The organism is Lysinibacillus fusiformis (genome assembly GCF_002845985.1).
Lineage (GTDB): Bacteria > Bacillota > Bacilli > Bacillales_A > Planococcaceae > Lysinibacillus > Lysinibacillus fusiformis_D.
Genome location: NZ_PDFK01000003.1, coordinates 735,371 through 754,951, shown reverse-complemented (window position 1 = coordinate 754,951; position 19,581 = coordinate 735,371). Strand labels below are relative to the sequence as shown.

The window sequence follows — 19,581 nt, the reverse complement described above, 5'->3', positions numbered from 1 at the left end:
GAGAGATGAAACATGATGGAAAAATATCGTATCGATCAATCAAAAGGATTGGAATTTGGGCTGTACTCTTTAGGGGATCATATTCCAAACCCATTAACAGGCGAACGTATTTCTGCCCAGCAACGACTAAAAGAGCTAGTAGAGGCTAGTCAATTGGCTGAGCAAGCAGGCATTGATGTATTTGGTATTGGTGAGAGTCATCAATCGTACTTTACAACACAGGCACATACAGTCGTGTTAGGGGCTATTGCACAGGCAACGTCCACTATTAAATTATCTAGCTCAGCAACTGTATTAAGTGTTTCAGATCCAGTACGTATCTATGAGGATTTTGCCACAATTGATTTAATATCAGATGGTCGAGCAGAAATTGTAGCGGGACGTGGGTCACGTGTAGGAGCTTACCAATTGCTGGGTATTGATTTACAGGACTATGAAGAAATTTTTGAGGAAAAATTAGAGCTACTTATGAAAATCAATGACGAGGAGCTGGTGACATGGGAAGGGCAATTTCGAGCACCACTTCACCATGCACAAATTTTACCACAGCCCAAAAACGGCTCCTTACCGATTTGGCGAGCAGTTGGTGGTCCACCTGCCAGCGCTATTAAAGCAGGATATATGGGAATTCCGATGATGCTTACAACATTAGGTGGACCTGCTATCAATTTTAAACCATCTGTTGATGCCTATCGAGAAGCGGCAGAACGCAAAGGTTTTGACCCAAATGAATTACCTATTGCCACAACAAGCTTGTTTTATGTAGCAGATACAACAAAAGAGGCATTGCAAGGCATGTATCCACATTTAAATGGTGGTTTCCAAGCCATTCGTGGCGGAGGTTATCCAAAGCAACAATTTGCTCAAGCACCCGATACACGTGATGCTTTAATGGTTGGCAGTAAAGAGCAAATTATTGAAAAACTACTTTATCAGTACGAGCTATATGGCATGCAACGCTTTATGGCACAAATCGATTTTGGTGGCGTACCATTTGATAAAATTATGAAAAATATTGAAATCATCGGTCAGGATATTATTCCAGCGATGAAAAAATATACAGCAAAATAAGGAGTGGCTCATCATGAAAATTGTCGCGCTTGCAGGTTCTATTGTCGGCTCTAAAACAAGAACAGCAACACAGAAAATAGTTGAGATGTTACAAGAAAAATATCCACAGCATGAAGTTACATTACTGGATCTTGCTGACTATCAACTAGTTTTTAGTGATGGACGTAATTACTTCGACTACGAAGGCGATACAAAATATGTGACAGAAACCATTATGGCTGCAGATGCAATTGTTATTGGGACGCCAACATTCCAAGCATCGATTCCAGCGACATTAAAAAATATCTTTGACCTTTTACCTGTCAATGCCTTCCGCGATAAAGTCATCAGTGTCATTGTGACAGCGGGTACATCCAAGCATTATTTAATGGTGGAACAGCAACTAAAGCCGATACTAGCTTATATGAAAGCGCACATCGTTCCGACCTATGTATTTATAGAAGAAAAGGATTTTTTACGCAAAGAAATTGTTAACGATGATGTCCTTTTCCGACTAGCACGGTTAGCAGAGGATACAGTCATGGTAGCAGATGCCTTTGCAGAAATTCGGGCAAAAAAAGATGCAGAATATGATTTTTAAAGATTAATAGATGAAACGCTGTGTAAGTAGTCTGACGCAGCGTTTCTTTTTGCGTCTAAGCTAACTATTTGACCATTCAAACCATCGTGCATGCCCATCTGGACGCGGCATTGTACGTATGGATATGATAGTACCTTGATCTATAAAATCTTGATGAAGTTTTGTATCAAATAAATTGTTATAGCAATGATAAAGAGGCCTCCCCATGCTAATTTCTTTTAATTGCTCTATTAATTTATGACGTAATTCAATGGGGATTTGATTTGCGACATGTGTATGATAAATCACTAACATCGCCTCTTGCTCAATTATTCGACTAAGCTTTTTAATCAGTTGAATCGCATCCCCTTTTATTAACTGAATATCTAATTGATTGATGATGGGGAGGGCCTGTTGGAATAATATTCTACGTTCATGATGTTCAGGCCAAATTAACGCTTGAAGCCATTGACTTTCTACTTTATTTCCAAGATTAATTGGGTTTAAATCGATCCTATTCTTTGACAAACAATAGGAGATTGGGAAAGGGAGGTAGGCAGTGTTTCACCACGATTTTCCGAGAATAACATATAATCATTTTCCGTATTGATAATGGATAATTGTTGATTGTAGCAATCCATACCAAGCTGAAGTCCTGCACTTGCGCCTATTTCAATGAAAGCCAATGGTTGTTGATGTTTGGCATAGATTTCAGTCATCATTGGGTAGAGATAGGCACAACGTCGAATTTCATTTGTTTGTACAAGCTTTTCTTGAAACAATGTCGTTAATTCATTTGTATGTGATAGTACGAATGCTTTAAAAATAGGGAACACCTCCTGTATTGGATGAGGGGAGGGTGTTAAAGATGCATAATAATTGGTCAAAGGATCATTGGATGTAGCTAATAAATAATGAACTGCTGCCAACAATAAATTGGGCGCAGGCTGATCCTGTGGGATTAAGGAGGCAATGTCTAACAAATCTTCATCATTGGCAATTTTAGTAGCTAAATGTTCATAAAGGGGGCTTGAGCCTTGACATTCCTGTTGAGCAAACATCTGAAATTGACGACTTAATATAGTGTGCGGCATATGATTCTCTCCTTTTTACATACATAATCAAGTTCATCATCAGTCTAATCTTATTGTATAATTTAGTAAATTAAATATATTTAATAAATTTAATTAATATTTTTAATCACTGAGTTGAGATTTTGGAATATAAATGGTTACAATCTTTTATCGTCGCAGCCCAGACTTGTAATTTTCGTACAGCAGCGGAACAACTTCATTTATCTCAACCAAGTATTACGGTTCATATCCAGCAGTTAGAAGAATTTCTGCATGTACAATTATTTAAGCGCGAAAAAAATCGTGTGCAATTAACAGACGCTGGAAAGCTTTTTCAAGTAGAGGCACAGCATATGGTCAATCAGTGGGAACAAAGCATTGAACGTATTCGATTAGCAAGTAAAGGTATTCAAGAAAAAATCATTATGGCTATGACCCCGTTAATGGTTGAAACGATTCTGCCGCATGTGATCTATCAATTTATCAATGACAATCCTTCACTTGAGATATCAATTTTAGTAGAGGATTCAGCTAAAATAGAGGATTTAGTCAATCAAGATCAAGCTCATATTGGTATTTCATTATTACCAACACGTTATCGACATTGGCATCAAGAGCTGCTGATTGATAGTCCATTAGAGTTAGTAATCCCCCTAGATGCCTATGATGATGAAACAGGCACTTATATTGATTATGAGGAGTTATTTCAAACGTATACTTTATTTACGCATCATCATCCAACAATTTGGGGAGAGCTATTACGTAAATTAAGAGAAACATATATTTTAACGAAGCAAGTATCCATTTCTCAATCTTATGTGGTAAAAAGGCTAATAAAGGATGGGTTGGGGATGTCGTTTTTACCTCGTATGATTGTGAGAAAAGAACGGATGGAGGGACGGTTTAATATAGTTCCTTTTGAAGATTTCCCATTACCGAGTGTACCCGTATACCTCTTTTATAAGGAATCTACACAAGTACCAGATGGATTATTAGATTTATTGCAAACAAGAAATTATTTATAATTCACAAGATGGTCAAAAATGATTTTGAAATGATGCTGTTCAGTGTAAGGGTTTTCATAGACTTTGTCGAATTGTGGTATGATCGTTTTTAAAGAGTAGGAGGTCAATAAACATGGTATTTTCTCTATTTAAAAAAAAGAAAGAACAACAGCAGCTAAAAAATAGAGTGGAGTTTTGTATCACTAATTTATCACTTGGTGCGGCAGATGCGTATGATGAATTAGTAGAACGGGATGATATTGAGATAGAGGAATCTGGTTGTACATCTCACTGTGAAATCTGTGAGCAAAGTATTTTTGCGCTAGTTAATGGAGAAGTCGTGACAGCAGAGGACGCAGAGACATTGGTGCAGGCTATTGATGAAGAATTAAAACAAAACCCACTTTTCTAATGAAAAAACAGCTTGCGGGATAACAAGCTGTTTTTTCACTGCAAATCAATTTACCAACCGCGCACGTATTGTACGGGAGGTTGCACTTCTTCGCCTAATTCTTTAGCCGCATGAAGTGGCCAATAAGGGTCTCGTAATAAAACGCGTGCTAAGAAAATTAAATCTGCGCGATTATTTTGGAGAATTTCTTCTGCTTGAACAGCTGTTGTAATAAGTCCAACTGCGCCAGTAGGGATGTTTGCCCCATGCTTAATGGCCTCTGCATGCGATACTTGATAGCCTGGAAAGACATGAATAGCTGCTGGTACAACACCGCCTGTTGATACATCAACCAAATCAACACCTTGAGATTTCATCCAGCGACTAAAAACAATAAAATCTTCCATTGTTGTGCCATCCTCAGCGTAATCTTCTGCAGATACACGTACCAATAATGGCCCATCCCACACACTGCGAATCGCATCGATAACTTGACGAAGGAAACGATAACGGTTTTCCTGTGAACCACCGTATTGATCTTGACGTTTATTTGTCGCAGGTGATAAAAATTCGCTAATTAAATAGCCGTGTGCCCCATGAATCTCGAGCACATCAAAGCCAGCCTTTGTGGCACGAACAGCTGCTTGTTTAAACGCTTCTATTACATAAAGAATGTCCTCTTCTGTCATTTCTATTGGTGTTTTATAGTCTGGGCTAAAGGCAATAGCTGATGGAGCAAAAATTTCGCCATCCACCGTTGCTTTGCGACCAGCATGTGCAAGCTGGATGCCTGTTTTAGCGCCGTAAGCCTTCATCCCTTCAACTAGTTGACTTAATCCTTCAATATGTGCATCATCCCAAATGCCTAAATCCTTATTGGAGATGCGGCCTTCTGGCACAACACCAGTAGCTTCCAAGATGATTAACCCAACTTGACCAGCTGCTCGTGTCGCATAATGGACTAAATGAAAAGGTGTCACCATGCCATCGTCTTGCGCTGAATACATGCACATAGGTGCCATAACAACGCGATTTTTTAAGGAAATGGATTGTAATGCATATGGTTCGAATAATTTACTCAAAATAAAGCCCCCTAATTCCTAGTGATACACTCTATTTTGCACATAATATTAACCATTTGCAAGTGAACGAGATCGAGCTTCCGCTTCTTTAATACATGCTTCGATGGCTTCATTAAATTGATATTGCTCTAGTGCCTGAATACCAGCCTCCGTTGTACCGCCAGGGCTCGTTACTTTTTTCCGCAAAACATCCGGTTCATCTACCGATTGCTTGAGCATTTCAGCAGTACCTGCCAGTGTTTGAGTCATTAGTAATCGTACAGTATCTTTGGAGAGACCAACTTTTGTTCCTACTCTTTCAAAGGCTTCCATTAAATAATAAATATACGCAGGACCACTACCAGAAAGGGCTGTAACTGCATGTAATTGATCCTCATCGACTTCAATAACGGAGCCGACAGCCTCTAATAACTGGAGGAAAAGAATACGCTGTGCCGCCGACACCTCATTATTGAATGCTATCCCACTTGCTGACATACCGATTGTGGCAGATGTGTTAGGCATCACCCGTGCAATTGGACGACTTCCTAAAAATTTAGTAATCGTCTCAATAGCAATACCGGCTAGAATCGACAGAACGGCAGAGTGCGTTGTCATTTTAGGTTTTAGATCGCGCATGGCTGCAACAGCATCCTTTGGCTTCATTGCTAAAATGATAAGATCTGCCTGTTGATAAATGGCTTGATCAAACAGGCACTGGACTCCATATGTTTCGTGTAAGAACTGTAAACGTTCTTTGTCAGAGCGATTGGTGACATAGATTTCCTGTGGTGTAAACACCTTTTGTTTTATCCAGCCCTGCATCAATGCTTCTGCCATTGAGCCTGCACCGATAAATACTATTTTTTTCATAAACAAAACCTCCAGTTCAAAATAAAAAAGCGCTCTCGTCCTTATCTTGAAGGACGAAAACGCTCTCGTTTCCGCGGTACCACCTTTGTTTGCCAATTGTTGGCACAACTCTTAGCCCTCTTATCGCAAGGGAAACGGTTATGTTTGCATAACTGCTCAGAAGTAGGTTCGGTAATGGGAGCGGGTGATGTTACTCTCAGCAAATGTAACACTCTCTAACACCTTCACCAGTTACGTACTCGGCTTCTTCAACGCACAAAAATAATTAGATTATTCAAAATTATAGTGAGGAATTAGCAAACTGTCAACAGGAGGATGACGAAAACAGAAAAAACTTGTAAAATAGAATGAATCAGTATTCACTAGCTCGTAAAAAGGGGGAAACAACTTTGTCTATAGTCAAAATAGAAATACCAACACCCTATGAAGTAGGAGATGTCAATGCATTTATTGTAAAGGGCGATGCACTCAGCATTTTTGATGTTGGACCAAAAACGATGGAAGCCTATGATGCTTTGAAATGGGGAATTCGAGCAGCTGGCTTTGACATGCGAGATATTGAACAGGTTGTGTTAACCCACCATCATCCTGACCATGCAGGATGGGTCGATGCCTTTCCACATGCAGAAATTTTGGGGCATGCCTATAATGATAAATGGCTTCGTCATGATGAAGCGTTTTTAAGCTATCACGAGCAATTTTACAGTGAGCGTTTATTAGAGCATGGGGTACCACAAGAATATATTACAAAAAGTGTACATGTTCGTCGTGAATTAGAGCTTGTGGGTGAGCGCCCATTGACACAAATTTTGGTGGATGGAGACGAAGTGCCCGGTCATCCAGGATTAAAGGCAATAGAAACATTAGGTCATGCACAAAGCCATTTTATTTTCTGGGATGAAAAAACGCATCATGTTATTGGGGGCGATTTATTACTCGAAAAAATAACGCCCAATCCATTAATCGAGCCACCATTAGATCGTACATTAGGACGTCCAAAATCCTTACTGCAATACAATGAATCACTCGAAATTCTACGCCAATTACCCATCAAAATGATGCATACAGGGCATGGGGCCGATTTAGAGGATATTCCTTCTTTAATTGATAAACGATTAGAGCGCCAGCATCAGCAATCATTGAAAGTTAATGAGTTGCTAGGTGACGATCAATTAACGGTTGTACAAGTAACAAAACGCTTGTATCCAGCCATATTCCAGCATCAGCTAGGATTAACCTTGTCCAAAACACTAGGGCATTTAGATTATTTAGAAGCCAATGATTATATTAAATCAACGAAGACCGAAGCAGGTATCTATTTATTTCAAAGGAAGTAGGTTTACACATGAATAAATATAAAAAGACGATCTTCGTGACAGGTGCAACAAGTGGTGTAGGCTTAAAAACGACAGAATTACTTGTAGCTCAAGGGCATACAGTTTATGCCACGGGTCGTAATGCTGTTGCACTAAAGGTGCTAGAACGTTTAGGAGCTCACGTTATCCAAGCTGATTTAACCAATTTACATACACTCGATGATGTTTGTTCACAGCTCCCACCCATTGATGTGGCGATTCTTTCAGCAGGTGTAGGGAAATTTGCTGTAGCCCCCGCTTTAAAGGATGGGGATATTGCTCAAATGATTGAATTGAATGTAAGTGTACCGATTTACCTTGCCAAACGATTAGCTTCTGCAATGATGGCACAACAGCATGGTCATCTAATTTTTATTGGGTCACAGGCAGGAAAGGTAGCAACACCGAAAGCGAGTGTTTATGCTGCTACCAAGCATGCCATTGTCGGTTTCACGAATGGACTTCGTATGGAGTTAGCTCCATACAATGTGAAAGTAACCGCCATCCACCCAGGTCCCATTGATACACCATTTTTAGATAAGGCAAATGATGCAGGTGGCTACAGAGAGTCCTTAGGAAGATTTTTATTATCCGCAGAAGAAGTGGCACAAGCTACAGTTCAAACAATTGATCGTCCAGTTCGTGAGGTAAATTTACCAAGGATCATGGGATTATCGAGTAAATTATATGCACTCGCACCTGCAACCATTGAATTTCTAGGCAAATCATTTTTCAATAAAAAATAGTAATAATCAGACTGTCGCCATGCTCCCTATGTATGGCGACAGTTTTTTTCATACTTACCTGAAATTGTTGATATAGTAGGGAAGATGAAGCTAAAAAAGGAGAATACAATGTACACTATTGGACAAGTTGCTAAATTTTTAGGCATTTCTAGAGATACGATAAAATTTTACGAAGAAAAGGGATTGGTAAAGCCTCAGCAAAATAAAGGAAATGGCTACAGAAGCTATACCCATTTTGATATCTATGACCTAACAACGGTCAATTTTTATCGAGAAATTGATTTGGAAATCAAAATAATACAGGAATTAAGAAGAGGCAAGAGTATCGAGGGCATTCGCTCATTATTAGAAGAAAAAGAGCAGGGAATGTTGGAGGAGATTGCCTATAAAAAACGACAATTAAAAAAGTTACAAAGGGTCAAGGAAGATTGCGAAAAAATTAAGCAATGTTTAGGAACATACAGTATAAAGGAAATGAAACCACTAGAGATAATGGGAGAAATAGATCATTATACAGCTTATGATGAATATGACATTCTAAAAGAAAACACCGATAATTTTAAAAAAGCAGTGGTCCTTACATCATTAAGAAGAGTAATACGGTTTAATGATGAAGGGATACTAGAAGAACAATTTATAATTACCAGAAAAGTTGAAGATGATGACAAGGCAATAGCTGGGGAAATTCGAGCCTATCCAAAATGTCTTTATACAATCATTGAAGATGGTAGATGGTCTACAGGTGGTAAAAATACGGACGATCAAGTGGAAGCCAGTATGAGAAAAGTAGCCGAGGAAATGGGCTATGAGCTGTTAGGGCTTGTGTATATCAATCTACTGCTAGTTACGTATGAAGAAGGGCTGGAACGTATTTTTTTAGAAATGTATGTGCCAATAAAGTAAAAATAGAGATAGATAATTGACCTGTGAGCAACCCCCAGGTTTATGCTGAAGTTCAGTGCAATGAAATGGGGGATCAACATGAATAGAAATAAGAAGCTAAAAAGACCTGTAGCGAGTTTTATTGTCTTAACCAATGTCATTTTTTGGCCGCTTTTTTGTCTTGTAGGAGCTGTCAAGCTGTTAGGGTTTCCAACATGGGTTTTCGATGTAATACGCTGTCTATCAGCATGGTCATCAACCTTTGCCTTCGTTATATTATTTCCGAAAATATATCCTGGACAGAGCTTTCTACACTTTGTGAAACAAAAATTTAAGAATAGGTTGAACGGATCGGTGATTTTTTCAGTGCTGACGATTCAAGTCGTCATTTTTATTATTATTTTGAGTCTAGTTATGAATAATCATCAAACAGATTCTATTTTTACAATCTCTTCTTGGGTTATACTGAGCTATTACTTTTTTAGAAATCTTTTATCAGGACCATTAGGTGAAGAATTGGGATGGAGGGGTTTTGCCCTGCTGGAGCTTCAAAAGAAGTATTCCGCATTAGTCGCCTCTATCATCATCGGGTTTTGGTGGGGGCTATGGCATTTACCGATATGGCTTACGACTGGCTTTATGGGCATGGATTTACTCCAATATAGTGGCTTCTTTATGATAGCCATCATAGCGACGAGTATTATTATGGCAGGATTTTATAACATCAATCAGAATTTAATCATCCCCATCATCATTCACCAATTCTTTAATTTTTTTATTGGTTTAGTGAACGGGCATCTCGTTGATTTAATGATGTATAATGCCATTTTATATTCAGTAGCCGCCCTGTTATTGATCATCATTAATCCAAAGAATGCATTGTACAAGACAAAATCAATTAAATCGTGAAAAAAAATCCCGTTTTCTACGGGGTTCTTTTTTATTGATACATTTATATAGTATACATTTATGCCTTTAGTGAAAAAACGCTTATTCGAGTAAATATTCATACTTTCTCCAATGATTTGATGGATTGGTTGACGTTCGCTTAACTAGTAAAATAAATGTCTATGAATTTATAAAAATACACTTGTATTTATTTTTATAACATGATACTATTCGTGTATAAACTTTTAAATGAATGTATAAAAATACATATCGATAGAGCAATGGAGGCGCATTTTTAATGGCAAATAAAAAAGTTGTATTAGCTTACTCAGGCGGACTTGATACTTCGGTAGCAATTCCATGGTTAAAAGAACAGGGTTGGGATGTAATCGCGGTATGTCTTGACGTTGGTGAAGGGAAAGACCTTGAATTCGTAAAAAATAAAGCTCTTCAAGTAGGAGCTATTGAATCTTATATGGTAGATGCAAAGGATGAATTTGCTGAAAATTATGCATTAATTTCATTACAAGCCCATACTTGGTATGAACAAAAATATCCATTAGTATCAGCACTTTCTCGCCCACTAATCTCAAAAAAATTAGTAGAGATTGCGAACCAGGTCGGTGCGGATGCCGTTGCACATGGTTGCACAGGAAAAGGTAATGACCAAGTTCGTTTTGAAGTGTCTATTAAAGCATTAAATCCTGATCTAGAAGTATTAGCACCAGTACGTGAATGGGGCTGGAGTCGTGACGAGGAAATTGAATATGCGATGAAACATAATGTACCAATTCCAGCAACATTGGATTCACCATTTTCAATTGACCAAAATTTATGGGGACGTGCCAATGAAGCAGGAATTATGGAAGATCCATGGGTATCTCCACCAGAGGAAGCTTACGGCTTAACTGTTTCTGTTGAAAATGCACCAAATGAAGCAGAATATGTGGAGATCGAGTTTATAGCTGGTAAACCAGTAGCATTAAACGGAAAAGAAATGAAGCTAGCAGATTTAATTCAAGAATTAAACGCAGTAGCAGGTGCGCATGGTGTAGGACGTATCGACCATGTAGAAAATCGTCTCGTTGGTATTAAATCACGTGAGGTTTATGAAATCCCAGGAGCAAAAGTGCTGTTAACAGCGCATAAAGAGCTTGAAGATTTAACACTTGTAAAAGAATTAGCACACTTCAAGCCAGTGATTGAGAAAAAATTATCTGAATTAATTTACGATGGGTTATGGTTCTCGCCATTACGTGATGCACTTGAAGCATTCCTTGCGCAATCACAACAATATGTAAATGGTACAGTACGTGTGAAACTGTTCAAGGGGCATGCGATTGTAGAAGGACGTAAATCACCAAATTCACTATACAATGAAAAGCTAGCAACATACTCGAAGGAAGATCAATTCAATCACGCTTCCGCTGTAGGCTTTATCGAGTTATGGGGTCTACCAACCGTAGTGAACTCATCTGTTAATAAAAAATAATATTTAACAAGCGAGGTGTGGGAAGGCATTATGCTTTCACTACACCTTTCAATAAGAAATAAAGGAAAAGGTGAGCTGACATGACAAAACTTTGGGGTGGACGTTTCCAAAAATCAGCAGAAGCATGGGTAGACGAATTTGGGGCATCCATTGGCTTTGATCAGCAACTTGTGCTAGAGGACCTTGAAGGTAGTGTTGCACATGTCACAATGCTTGGTGCAACAGGAATTTTACCTGTAGCTGACGTAGAGGCCATACTAGGTGGTCTTGCCCAATTAAAAGAAAAGGCAATCGCAGGTGGGCTTGAATTTAGCGTTGCCAATGAAGATATACACTTAAATTTAGAAAAGATGCTGATTGATTTAATTGGTCCTGTTGGTGGCAAGCTACATACAGGTCGTAGCCGTAATGACCAGGTCGCGACGGATATGCATCTTTTCTTGAAAAAGCGTGTGCAGGAAGCAATTGATTTAATCGTGACGTTTCAACAAACATTAGTAGAGAAGGCTCAAGAACATATTGAAACGATTGCGCCTGGTTATACACATTTACAACGTGCCCAGCCAATATCCTTTGCGCATCATTTAATGGCGTACTTTTGGATGCTAGAGCGTGATAAACAACGCTTTACAGAATCCATCAAGCGCATTGATATTTTGCCATTAGGGGCAGGGGCTATGGCGGGAACGACTTTCCCAATCGACCGCTTAAAATCCGCAGAATTACTTGGCTTTAGTGAGGTATATGCCAACTCTATGGACGCTGTGAGTGATCGTGATTTTATTGTGGAATTTTTAAGTAATGCATCCTTGTTAATGGCGCATTTATCACGCTTTGCTGAGGAAATTATTATTTGGTCTACAGATGAATTTAAATTTATTGAATTGGATGATGCCTTCTCTACAGGTTCTTCCATTATGCCACAAAAGAAAAACCCTGATATGGCAGAGCTCATTCGTGGGAAAACAGGGCGCGTTTACGGGAATCTAATGGGCTTATTAACCGTGTTAAAGGGCACACCATTAACGTATAACAAAGATATGCAGGAGGATAAAGAAGGCATGTTCGATACTGTGCATACCATTCTTGGTTCACTTAAAATCTTTGAAGGCATGATTCGTACAATGACTGTCAATACAGAACGTTTGCATCAAGCTGTCCATGCTGATTTTTCAAATGCAACAGAGCTAGCAGATTATCTTGCGACAAAAGGTATGCCATTCCGTGAGGCACATGAGGTGACAGGGAAGCTTGTCTTCACATGTATTCAAAAGGGGATTTACTTATTAAATTTACCACTGGAAGAAATGCAGCAGGAAAGTGCACTAATTGAAGCAGATATTTATGATGTGTTAGCGCCAGAAGCGGCTGTTCGACGCCGTCATTCCTTAGGTGGAACCGGCTTCGAACAAGTGAAGATCCAAATTGACAAAGCAAAAGCCTGTCTTGTAAAACATTAATTGTTGCGTGCATGTCCTTGTGACTTTTGCATAGATATTCATTAAAGCTGTCCAGTGAGGCACTATGAAAACCTATATCCTTTTTCAACTAAGCCAGAGGGTGACGTGAAAAAGAGACCCTTACATACGTGAAGGACAATCCCCAATTCTGGAGACGCGGAATTGGGGTTTTTGTATAAGAAAATGGTGGGAGGAATCCAGTAAATGAATGAACGTTTTACAAAGGGGCTTGACACAATCAAACAATATATGACTGAGGAAGAAGTAACACAGATGATTACATCCGATCCATTAGCCGATGTGGCACCTGATTTACGCAAAATGATTATTGAATTTGCTTATGGTGATGTCTATGCACGACCAGGATTGGAGGCCAAAAATCGAGCACTTGTCGTGATAACAGCAGTTGTCACACAAGGTGCTGCGCCGCAAACAAAAACCCATATCCAACGAGGATACCATGCAGGCTTAACACAAACAGAAATTGTCGAGGCTCTGTTACAATTAGTGCCCTACATCGGTTTTCCAAAAGTGCAAAATGCCTTAACCATTGCACAGCAAGTCTTTGCAGAAAAAATTTGAAGCATGAATAAAAAATCAGGCAAAGGTTCATAATAAGTTCGGAAACACTTATTAATCTAATATGATGGGGAGGATGCAGAATGAGTAATAGTCAAACACCCAAAGACCAAGAATCTCAGGAAAGTCCGCCACAACTGGTTAAGGTTGAAGCTTCTTAAAACTTAAGCCTAAAGGTGAAACAGAATTGATCTGCTTCGCTGTAGATTAAGTTGAAGCGTAAACCTACTAGTAAAAAATCAAATAGAAGCAATAAGTGTCCATGGATCCAGAATTATTCTGGGTCCTTTTTGTGGTTCACTGTTAACAATCTAATTGAGGGTGAGAAGCAGAGAGAAAGGCGCTCCTACTAGGGTAATAAAATTCATAAGGAAGGCAAAATGCACTCACCCAAGCCAAGACTCCACCCCTTTCAAAGGTAAAACATCATATAAGACATTCACATAGGTGAGTTAGTCACCTTCATCATTACCTTCATTTGACATTTTGAGAAATCTGTATTACTCTATACATAACAGATTCTGTTTGGGTATTAACAATACAGATTGGAGGAGCGATATGCAAATACGGTTAGATCCAAATAGTGAATTGCAGCTTTATAAGCAATTAGCCAATCAATTAATTGAATTCATCGCAAAAGGTGAACTGAAAAATGGTGATACATTACCAGCGGTGCGTGCGATGGCTACGGATTTAGGTATCAATGTAAGCACAGTGAGTAAGAGCTACCATGAACTCGAGGAAAAAGGGTTAATCGAATTAAAACCGAAAGCGAAGGCAGTCATTATTGGTGGGCAAAAGCGAGAGCTGGAAGAAACAGAGGTTGAAAAAGTGGAAAATGCTTTAAAGCCAATTATGGCGGAAGCTTTTGCACGTGGGTTTGAAAAAGAACAAATAACAAGTTTGTTCCAGCGAATTTTAAAACAATGGAAGTAGGGGTAGTATGCTTATAATAGTAGGCATCTTTATCATTGTTGGTATTTTGGAAACCATGACACCACATTTAACAAGAAAAACGAATGTTTTTGGTGTTTCCATACCAGAACCTTATGTCAAGCATCCTCAATTACAGCTTTGGAAGAAGCGTTATAGTCAAATTATCGGAGGAATTGCAGGCTTATTTTTACTAGGTCAAATCGGATTCTCTTTGTCGCCTATGCAAGAGGAGAAAACGTCTTTAATCTCCTTTATCCTTTTGTATGTCATGCTCCTGCTATCATCTGGTCTTTACATGAGTTACCATGTTAAAACGAAAAATTTAAAGGGACAGGAACAATGGGAAACAAACATCAAAACGGTGCATGTAACAGACTTAACAATCCGCCAAAAAGATGAAACACTATCGCCCTTATTTTTTAGTTTACCTATCATCATGACACTGGCATTGATTGTTTTTACGTACATGAATTATGACACCATTCCAGCAATTTTTGCCACGCATTGGAATGGTGCAGGGGAGGCGGATGGTTGGACTGAAAAAACTAGGCTCTCCGTCATCAGTATGCCACTGATATTATTAGCGATACAAATTAGCTTTTTCATCATGGGCCAAGGGATGAAAAGTGCCAAAATTCAATTGAGTGCACAGGCTAGAGAAGCCTCAGTTCATCGGGAACTGACTCAACGCAAATATGGTAGCTGGTATTTAGCAGCGATTAATTTTAGTATGACGATTCTATTTATTGCTTTACATTATACAACCGTTATTTTACATGACCAAACAGCCCCATACTTTTTCCCCCTTTTTCTTGTCTTTAATATCGTTACATTAGGTGGCTTACTAGTATTAATTTGGAAGCTCAGTAAAAGCAATGAACGTTTTGATGAGGTACATACAAATGAAACAGCTGCGGCAGATGATCAATACTGGAAATGGGGGATTTTTTATTGTAACAAAAACGATCCATCCTTATTAGTGCCGAAAAAATTTGGAATCGGATGGACTGTCAATTTTGCGAATAAATGGAGCTACATCATAATCGGTATTACCTTATTGCCAATTTTATTGGTGATCTTCATATAGAGAGGAAGATTGGATGAAAAAATGGTTATTGTTATGTTGCACATTGTTACTTTTAAGTGCCTGTGGGCAAAAAGAGGTCACTGCGGACAATCAAGAGACAAAGGGGCAAAGTGCAATGAATGAACAGTTTATCGGAAAATGGGAGGGAAATATTGAAACGCCTAATGGAGCACTGCCAATTATCGTCGATTTACAGAAGGATAGTGGTACATTATCTGTTCCAGCACAAGGTTTATCTAATTTTCCATTTCAAAGTGTCAAGTATACAGATGACAATGTAAAAATATCTATTCATTTGAACGGCTCTGTTATTGCGATAAACGGCATATTAAAAAATGAACAAATAGAGGCTACATTTCAACAAAATGGTGGGAATTTCCCCCTAATTTTAACGGCTTATAAAGAGCAGCCCGTTACCTATGAAAAACTAAAAATTCCTGTTCAACAGGGAGACTTAACAGTTGCTTTACAAAAAGCGAGCACGTCGCCATCGCCTGTGGCTCTCATTATAGCAGGCTCTGGGCCAACTGATAAAGATGGTAATTCTGCTCTAGCTGGTAAAAATAATAGCTTAAAAATGCTGGCGGAAGGTTTAGCACAAGAGGGCATTACGACGGTTCGCTATGATAAGCGAGGACTTGGTGATAATCAAGCGCTCTTAACAAAGGAAGAAGATGGGACGTTTGATCAATACGTGGATGATGCAGTACAAATCCTACAAACATTGATGGCGGATAAAGCTTATACAAGTGTACACGTGATTGGTCATAGTGAAGGCTCACTCATTGGTTTGCTAGCAGCTCAAAAAACAGGGGTAGCGTCCTTCGTCTCTATCGCAGGTGCTGGAAGACCATTGGACGTAGTACTCTTAGAGCAATTAAAAGGTCAGTTAGCACCGAAGCTTTACAATGAATCAACGGATATTTTGACAGCTTTAAAGCAAGGCAAGCAGGTGACAACTGCTTCGCCAGAGCTGCAAGCCCTCTTCCGTCCATCTGTTCAGCCTTTCCTGATTTCCTTGCTAAAGTACCATCCTGCTGACGAGTTGGAGAAAGTAAAAAGCCGTGTATTAATCGTACAAGGAACAACGGATTTACAAGTAAAGGAAGTCGATGCCGAGGCATTAAAGAAAGGCAAACCAGAGGCAAAGCTACTTTATATGGAGGGTATGAACCATGTATTGAAAAAGGCTCCAGCAGATCGTGCAGGAAACTTAGCAACCTATTCAGACCCTTCATTGCCATTACATGAAAAATTACTACCAGCGATTCAGCAATTTATTAATGAAGAGTAGGATGATGAACGATGAGTATCTTTGTATATGGAATTATCATGCTGCTATTTCTGACCTTTGCCATTGTGCTGTCCCAAGGGAAAGGAGCGTTTTTAATCGCAGGATTTAATACGATGCCAGAAGAAGAAAAAAAGCAGTATGATGAGCAAGCATTGGCGAGATTTATGGGGAAAATGATGTATGGCTACTGCTTTTGTGTGCTTTTATGGATTCTTAATGAACTTTTTCATACACAGTGGTTATTTTTTAGTATCGGACTTGTTCTTTTCGTAGCATTGACGATCTTTTTAATGATCTATGTGAACACAGGCAATCGTTTCAAAAAATAAGAAGGATATAAAATGGACTTGGTCAATGCAATGACAAGTCCATTTTGTTTGGCTACATTTGAAGGAAATGCATTTTATCTATGAGAATTATTATCAATTAGTGGGATTTCTGTTAAACTAGAGACATGCTATTGGTTAAACTAGAAGGAGTGCTTGAGCTCGATGAAATTAAGTGATCATATACTTTTATGGAATCACGCATACATCAAAATTATGGATGTACGATTGACAATGATGGAGCAGGGAGAGGATTTTGGTCCCTATCGATTGCCGACCAGTGCCTTTCTCTATACAAAAAGAGGGAATGCTCAAATCTGGCTTGATAAAAACAGACATCTGGTACACCCGTTTCACGTCCTGCATGCAGGAAAAGGGGTGGATGTAGAGATTGTAGCGGAGAAAGAGTTTGAATACTTTATGATTTTCTATAAGGCAATACTTCCGTTACCTCATCGCCAAGAAATGGTAGCCTTGATGGAAAATCATAATCCTTTCCACTATCAATATGCTTTTGTGCCAGCTCATCCTCTTGCATTACTTGACAGAGCAGAGCAGATGAAGATAGTTTGGCAACAGGCCCATGACAAAGAGCTGAAAAATTTACATATAAAATCATTATTCTATCAATTTATCTATGAATTATTGCGGCAAATGCATGGACAGGGAATTCATCCCGTAAAGCCAGATATGGTGGCGCAGGCAGTTCGCTATATAGAGGAACATGTGCATATGCCTCTAACACTAGACATCATAGCGCAAGAGTTAGGCTGTAGCATTGGTTATTTATCAAAACTGTTTAAAGAAAAAATGCATACAAGCCCGATTCATTATTTAGGTGAAATGCGTGTCAATAAAGCAGCGGCATTACTCGTGCAAACAGATGCTACGTTGCAGGAAATTGCGGAGCATGTCGGTTATCCTGACGGTCATTCCTTGAGCCGAAGCTTTAAACGATACAAGGGTGTATCTCCAGCACAATTTAAAGTGGCATGGAGGCAAAAGCGGCAACTGGAAGATGAAGAATTGCCACTTTGGAAAAGAAGATATGCTATTCTCCCAAAACAATTCGAGTGTTATATTGATGATGAAATTGAAAATCATTATCAACGAAAGGGAGTAAATGAAATGTCGAAGTACAAAAATATGAAAGTAAAGGCTATGACGTTGTTTATGTGCCTATCATTGTTGCTAGCAGCATGCTCAAATACAAATGGAGCCTCATCATCGACAAATCAAGTGGAATCACAAGCGAATAGTGGACAAGAGGCTGTACAAGAAGGAAAGACAAGAATTGTTTCGACGCCTAGAGGTGATGTAGAAATTCCAGCTCAGCCACAGCGTGTAGCGGCTGATCAATATATGGGGCAGCTTTTAAAGTTAGGAATTATTCCAGTTGGTGTCCGCGAAGGCATGTTAACGGAAGGTTGGATTGAGAAAGCGGGGATTCCTCAAGAAACGCTCGCTAAAATCGAGAATTTAGGTGGCTTCCCAATGAATCCTGAAAAACTCATTATGCTAGAGCCCGATTTAATCATTGGGTCGATTGAGAAAAATATTGAACAATATGAAAAAATCGGCTCTACTGTTTTTATTCCTTACTGGGAAGAGCTTTCGACGGCTGGACCATTAGAAAAATTTAGAAGAATTGCTGAAGTATTTGGAAAAGAGCAAGAAGCTGAGTTATGGATAGAAGAATATGAACAGAGGGTAGAAGATGCTCGAAAACAAATCGATGGCATCATTAAAGAAGGTGAAACGGTATCAGTCGTGCAATTAAGCCCTACAGGTTTATTTGTGTTAGCTGCTGAGGGAGGGAATTATGGTAGTAACACCATTTATCAGATGTTGAAATTACCTCCAACAGAGCAAGCTTTAAACATGAAAGAGGGCTTTGAAAATATCTCATTAGAGGTATTGCCACAGTATTTAGGCGATCATGTATTTGTCTATGTCAATTCGCAAGAAGATGCAGAAGAAATTTTGAATAGTCCGATTTGGCAGGGAGCACCTGCTGTTAAAAATGGCAATGTTTATATGTATGGTGAGTTCGATGATGAGTTTGTCATGGAAGATCCTTACTCTTTAGACCTACAACTTGAGAAAATTGTCAAAGTTTTATTGGAGAAAAAAATAAAAAGCAAGTAAAACCTGCATTCATTTTGCAATAAAGTAGAGCTATTTTCTGATGAATGGCCGTTTGTATAAATTCATCCTAGCTGGTCATAATAAAGAAGATTTCACTTATGAAATCTATAATGATGAGGAGGATGAAAAATGAGTAGGTTCGAACAATTAGATCCAAAATCTCAAAAAATCCACCGCAACTGGTCAAGGATTAAGCGATCCAAATCGCAAGTAAATGGTGAAACGGAGATAACTCTCCATAATCGCCTCTTGCGAAGTGAAGCAAAGGCCCGTCAGTTTTAATCATGTTAGAAAAGTAAGTGTCATCAAGCCCAGAAAAAATTCTGGGTTTTTTTATGGATAAAAATAGAAGGCGG

19 protein-coding genes and 1 pseudogene are annotated in these 19,581 nt (G+C 38.9%); 17 read left to right on the top strand and 3 right to left on the bottom strand.

Features of this window, described 5'->3' with window-relative positions:
- The first annotated feature begins 15 nt into the window (after positions 1 to 15).
- Both CRI88_RS14280 and CRI88_RS14275 read left to right on the top strand, forming a co-directional pair.
- Positions 16 to 1,071, top strand: coding sequence for an LLM class flavin-dependent oxidoreductase (locus CRI88_RS14280; protein WP_101966785.1), 1,056 nt, complete (start codon positions 16 to 18; stop codon positions 1,069 to 1,071).
- Positions 1,072 to 1,084: 13 nt separating this feature from the next.
- The gene (locus CRI88_RS14275; RefSeq protein WP_058844525.1) at positions 1,085 to 1,651 is read left to right on the top strand and encodes an NADPH-dependent FMN reductase; all 567 of its coding nucleotides are present in this window, start codon (positions 1,085 to 1,087) and stop codon (positions 1,649 to 1,651) included.
- A gap of 60 nt (positions 1,652 to 1,711) precedes the next feature.
- Here the strand turns inward: CRI88_RS14275 and CRI88_RS14270 are convergent.
- Positions 1,712 to 2,691 (bottom strand): annotated as a pseudogene (locus CRI88_RS14270) (DUF2332 domain-containing protein).
- A gap of 155 nt (positions 2,692 to 2,846) precedes the next feature.
- Here CRI88_RS14270 and CRI88_RS14265 point away from each other — a divergent pair.
- Entirely contained in the window at positions 2,847 to 3,728 is an 882-nt protein-coding gene (locus CRI88_RS14265; protein WP_036120103.1) for a LysR family transcriptional regulator, read from the top strand.
- A 112-nt stretch (positions 3,729 to 3,840) separates the two neighbouring features.
- Positions 3,841 to 4,119 (top strand): YuzB family protein, encoded by a 279-nt coding sequence (locus CRI88_RS14260; protein ID WP_080717045.1) that lies wholly within the window; start codon positions 3,841 to 3,843, stop codon positions 4,117 to 4,119.
- Positions 4,120 to 4,169: 50 nt separating this feature from the next.
- Here CRI88_RS14260 and namA read toward each other — a convergent pair whose 3' ends face one another.
- Positions 4,170 to 5,180, bottom strand: coding sequence for an NADPH dehydrogenase NamA (namA, locus tag CRI88_RS14255; RefSeq protein WP_101966770.1), 1,011 nt, complete (start codon positions 5,178 to 5,180; stop codon positions 4,170 to 4,172).
- 48 nt (positions 5,181 to 5,228) lie between these two features.
- Positions 5,229 to 6,032, bottom strand: a complete 804-nt coding sequence (gene proC, locus CRI88_RS14250; RefSeq protein ID WP_101966769.1) for a pyrroline-5-carboxylate reductase — start codon at positions 6,030 to 6,032, stop codon at positions 5,229 to 5,231.
- A gap of 347 nt (positions 6,033 to 6,379) precedes the next feature.
- On the opposite strand from proC, the gene CRI88_RS14245 reads away from it, so the two are divergent.
- The 13 genes from CRI88_RS14245 to CRI88_RS14185 all read left to right on the top strand — a co-directional run bounded on the left by CRI88_RS14245 (position 6,380) and on the right by CRI88_RS14185 (position 19,507).
- Positions 6,380 to 7,369, top strand: coding sequence for an MBL fold metallo-hydrolase (locus CRI88_RS14245; RefSeq protein WP_170829910.1), 990 nt, complete (start codon positions 6,380 to 6,382; stop codon positions 7,367 to 7,369).
- A gap of 8 nt (positions 7,370 to 7,377) precedes the next feature.
- Positions 7,378 to 8,133, top strand: a complete 756-nt coding sequence (locus tag CRI88_RS14240; protein ID WP_036120113.1) for an SDR family NAD(P)-dependent oxidoreductase — start codon at positions 7,378 to 7,380, stop codon at positions 8,131 to 8,133.
- Positions 8,134 to 8,241: 108 nt separating this feature from the next.
- Positions 8,242 to 9,036, top strand: a complete 795-nt coding sequence (locus tag CRI88_RS14235) for a MerR family transcriptional regulator (protein WP_058844531.1) — start codon at positions 8,242 to 8,244, stop codon at positions 9,034 to 9,036.
- A 78-nt stretch (positions 9,037 to 9,114) separates the two neighbouring features.
- Positions 9,115 to 9,924 (top strand): CPBP family intramembrane glutamic endopeptidase, encoded by an 810-nt coding sequence (locus CRI88_RS14230; RefSeq protein WP_101966768.1) that lies wholly within the window; start codon positions 9,115 to 9,117, stop codon positions 9,922 to 9,924.
- Positions 9,925 to 10,201: 277 nt separating this feature from the next.
- On the top strand, positions 10,202 to 11,395 hold the full coding sequence (locus CRI88_RS14225) for an argininosuccinate synthase (protein WP_058844532.1): 1,194 nt from the start codon (positions 10,202 to 10,204) through the stop codon (positions 11,393 to 11,395).
- An 80-nt stretch (positions 11,396 to 11,475) separates the two neighbouring features.
- Positions 11,476 to 12,855 (top strand): argininosuccinate lyase, encoded by a 1,380-nt coding sequence (argH, locus tag CRI88_RS14220; RefSeq protein ID WP_058844533.1) that lies wholly within the window; start codon positions 11,476 to 11,478, stop codon positions 12,853 to 12,855.
- 204 nt (positions 12,856 to 13,059) lie between these two features.
- On the top strand, positions 13,060 to 13,437 hold the full coding sequence (locus tag CRI88_RS14215; protein WP_036120128.1) for a carboxymuconolactone decarboxylase family protein: 378 nt from the start codon (positions 13,060 to 13,062) through the stop codon (positions 13,435 to 13,437).
- Positions 13,438 to 13,992: 555 nt separating this feature from the next.
- Positions 13,993 to 14,370 carry a GntR family transcriptional regulator gene (locus CRI88_RS14210; RefSeq protein ID WP_036120131.1) on the top strand — a complete coding sequence of 126 codons (378 nt, stop codon included), beginning with the start codon at positions 13,993 to 13,995 and terminating at the stop codon, positions 14,368 to 14,370.
- A gap of 7 nt (positions 14,371 to 14,377) precedes the next feature.
- A complete protein-coding gene (locus CRI88_RS14205) occupies positions 14,378 to 15,457 on the top strand; it encodes a DUF1648 domain-containing protein (RefSeq protein WP_036120134.1) in 1,080 nt (359 codons plus the stop codon).
- A 13-nt stretch (positions 15,458 to 15,470) separates the two neighbouring features.
- A complete protein-coding gene (locus CRI88_RS14200) occupies positions 15,471 to 16,751 on the top strand; it encodes an alpha/beta hydrolase (protein WP_082673748.1) in 1,281 nt (426 codons plus the stop codon).
- Positions 16,752 to 16,762: 11 nt separating this feature from the next.
- Positions 16,763 to 17,080, top strand: a complete 318-nt coding sequence (locus tag CRI88_RS14195) for a DUF3784 domain-containing protein (RefSeq protein WP_036120141.1) — start codon at positions 16,763 to 16,765, stop codon at positions 17,078 to 17,080.
- Between the two features lie 162 nt (positions 17,081 to 17,242).
- On the top strand, positions 17,243 to 19,225 hold the full coding sequence (locus CRI88_RS14190; protein ID WP_058844534.1) for an AraC family transcriptional regulator: 1,983 nt from the start codon (positions 17,243 to 17,245) through the stop codon (positions 19,223 to 19,225).
- Positions 19,226 to 19,354: 129 nt separating this feature from the next.
- Positions 19,355 to 19,507 (top strand): YpzG family protein, encoded by a 153-nt coding sequence (locus CRI88_RS14185; protein ID WP_004231380.1) that lies wholly within the window; start codon positions 19,355 to 19,357, stop codon positions 19,505 to 19,507.
- The last annotated feature ends 74 nt before the right edge of the window (positions 19,508 to 19,581 follow it).

Excerpts from the sequence above, each read along its gene's own strand:
- CRI88_RS14215 (WP_036120128.1), top strand. The coding sequence starts at position 13,060 with ATGAATGAACGTTTTACAAAGGGGCTTGACACAATCAAACAATATATG.
- CRI88_RS14230 (WP_101966768.1), top strand. The coding sequence starts at position 9,115 with ATGAATAGAAATAAGAAGCTAAAAAGACCTGTAGCGAGTTTTATTGTC.
- CRI88_RS14225 (WP_058844532.1), top strand. The coding sequence starts at position 10,202 with ATGGCAAATAAAAAAGTTGTATTAGCTTACTCAGGCGGACTTGATACT.
- CRI88_RS14280 (WP_101966785.1), top strand. The coding sequence starts at position 16 with ATGGAAAAATATCGTATCGATCAATCAAAAGGATTGGAATTTGGGCTG.
- argH (WP_058844533.1), top strand. The coding sequence starts at position 11,476 with ATGACAAAACTTTGGGGTGGACGTTTCCAAAAATCAGCAGAAGCATGG.
- CRI88_RS14245 (WP_170829910.1), top strand. The coding sequence starts at position 6,380 with ATGAATCAGTATTCACTAGCTCGTAAAAAGGGGGAAACAACTTTGTCT.
- CRI88_RS14260 (WP_080717045.1), top strand. The coding sequence starts at position 3,841 with ATGGTATTTTCTCTATTTAAAAAAAAGAAAGAACAACAGCAGCTAAAA.
- CRI88_RS14185 (WP_004231380.1), top strand. The coding sequence starts at position 19,355 with ATGAGTAGGTTCGAACAATTAGATCCAAAATCTCAAAAAATCCACCGC.
- CRI88_RS14200 (WP_082673748.1), top strand. The coding sequence starts at position 15,471 with ATGAAAAAATGGTTATTGTTATGTTGCACATTGTTACTTTTAAGTGCC.
- CRI88_RS14275 (WP_058844525.1), top strand. The coding sequence starts at position 1,085 with ATGAAAATTGTCGCGCTTGCAGGTTCTATTGTCGGCTCTAAAACAAGA.
- CRI88_RS14205 (WP_036120134.1), top strand. The coding sequence starts at position 14,378 with ATGCTTATAATAGTAGGCATCTTTATCATTGTTGGTATTTTGGAAACC.
- CRI88_RS14190 (WP_058844534.1), top strand. The coding sequence starts at position 17,243 with ATGAAATTAAGTGATCATATACTTTTATGGAATCACGCATACATCAAA.
- CRI88_RS14235 (WP_058844531.1), top strand. The coding sequence starts at position 8,242 with ATGTACACTATTGGACAAGTTGCTAAATTTTTAGGCATTTCTAGAGAT.
- CRI88_RS14210 (WP_036120131.1), top strand. The coding sequence starts at position 13,993 with ATGCAAATACGGTTAGATCCAAATAGTGAATTGCAGCTTTATAAGCAA.
- CRI88_RS14195 (WP_036120141.1), top strand. The coding sequence starts at position 16,763 with ATGAGTATCTTTGTATATGGAATTATCATGCTGCTATTTCTGACCTTT.
- CRI88_RS14240 (WP_036120113.1), top strand. The coding sequence starts at position 7,378 with ATGAATAAATATAAAAAGACGATCTTCGTGACAGGTGCAACAAGTGGT.
- proC (WP_101966769.1), bottom strand. The coding sequence starts at position 6,032 with ATGAAAAAAATAGTATTTATCGGTGCAGGCTCAATGGCAGAAGCATTG.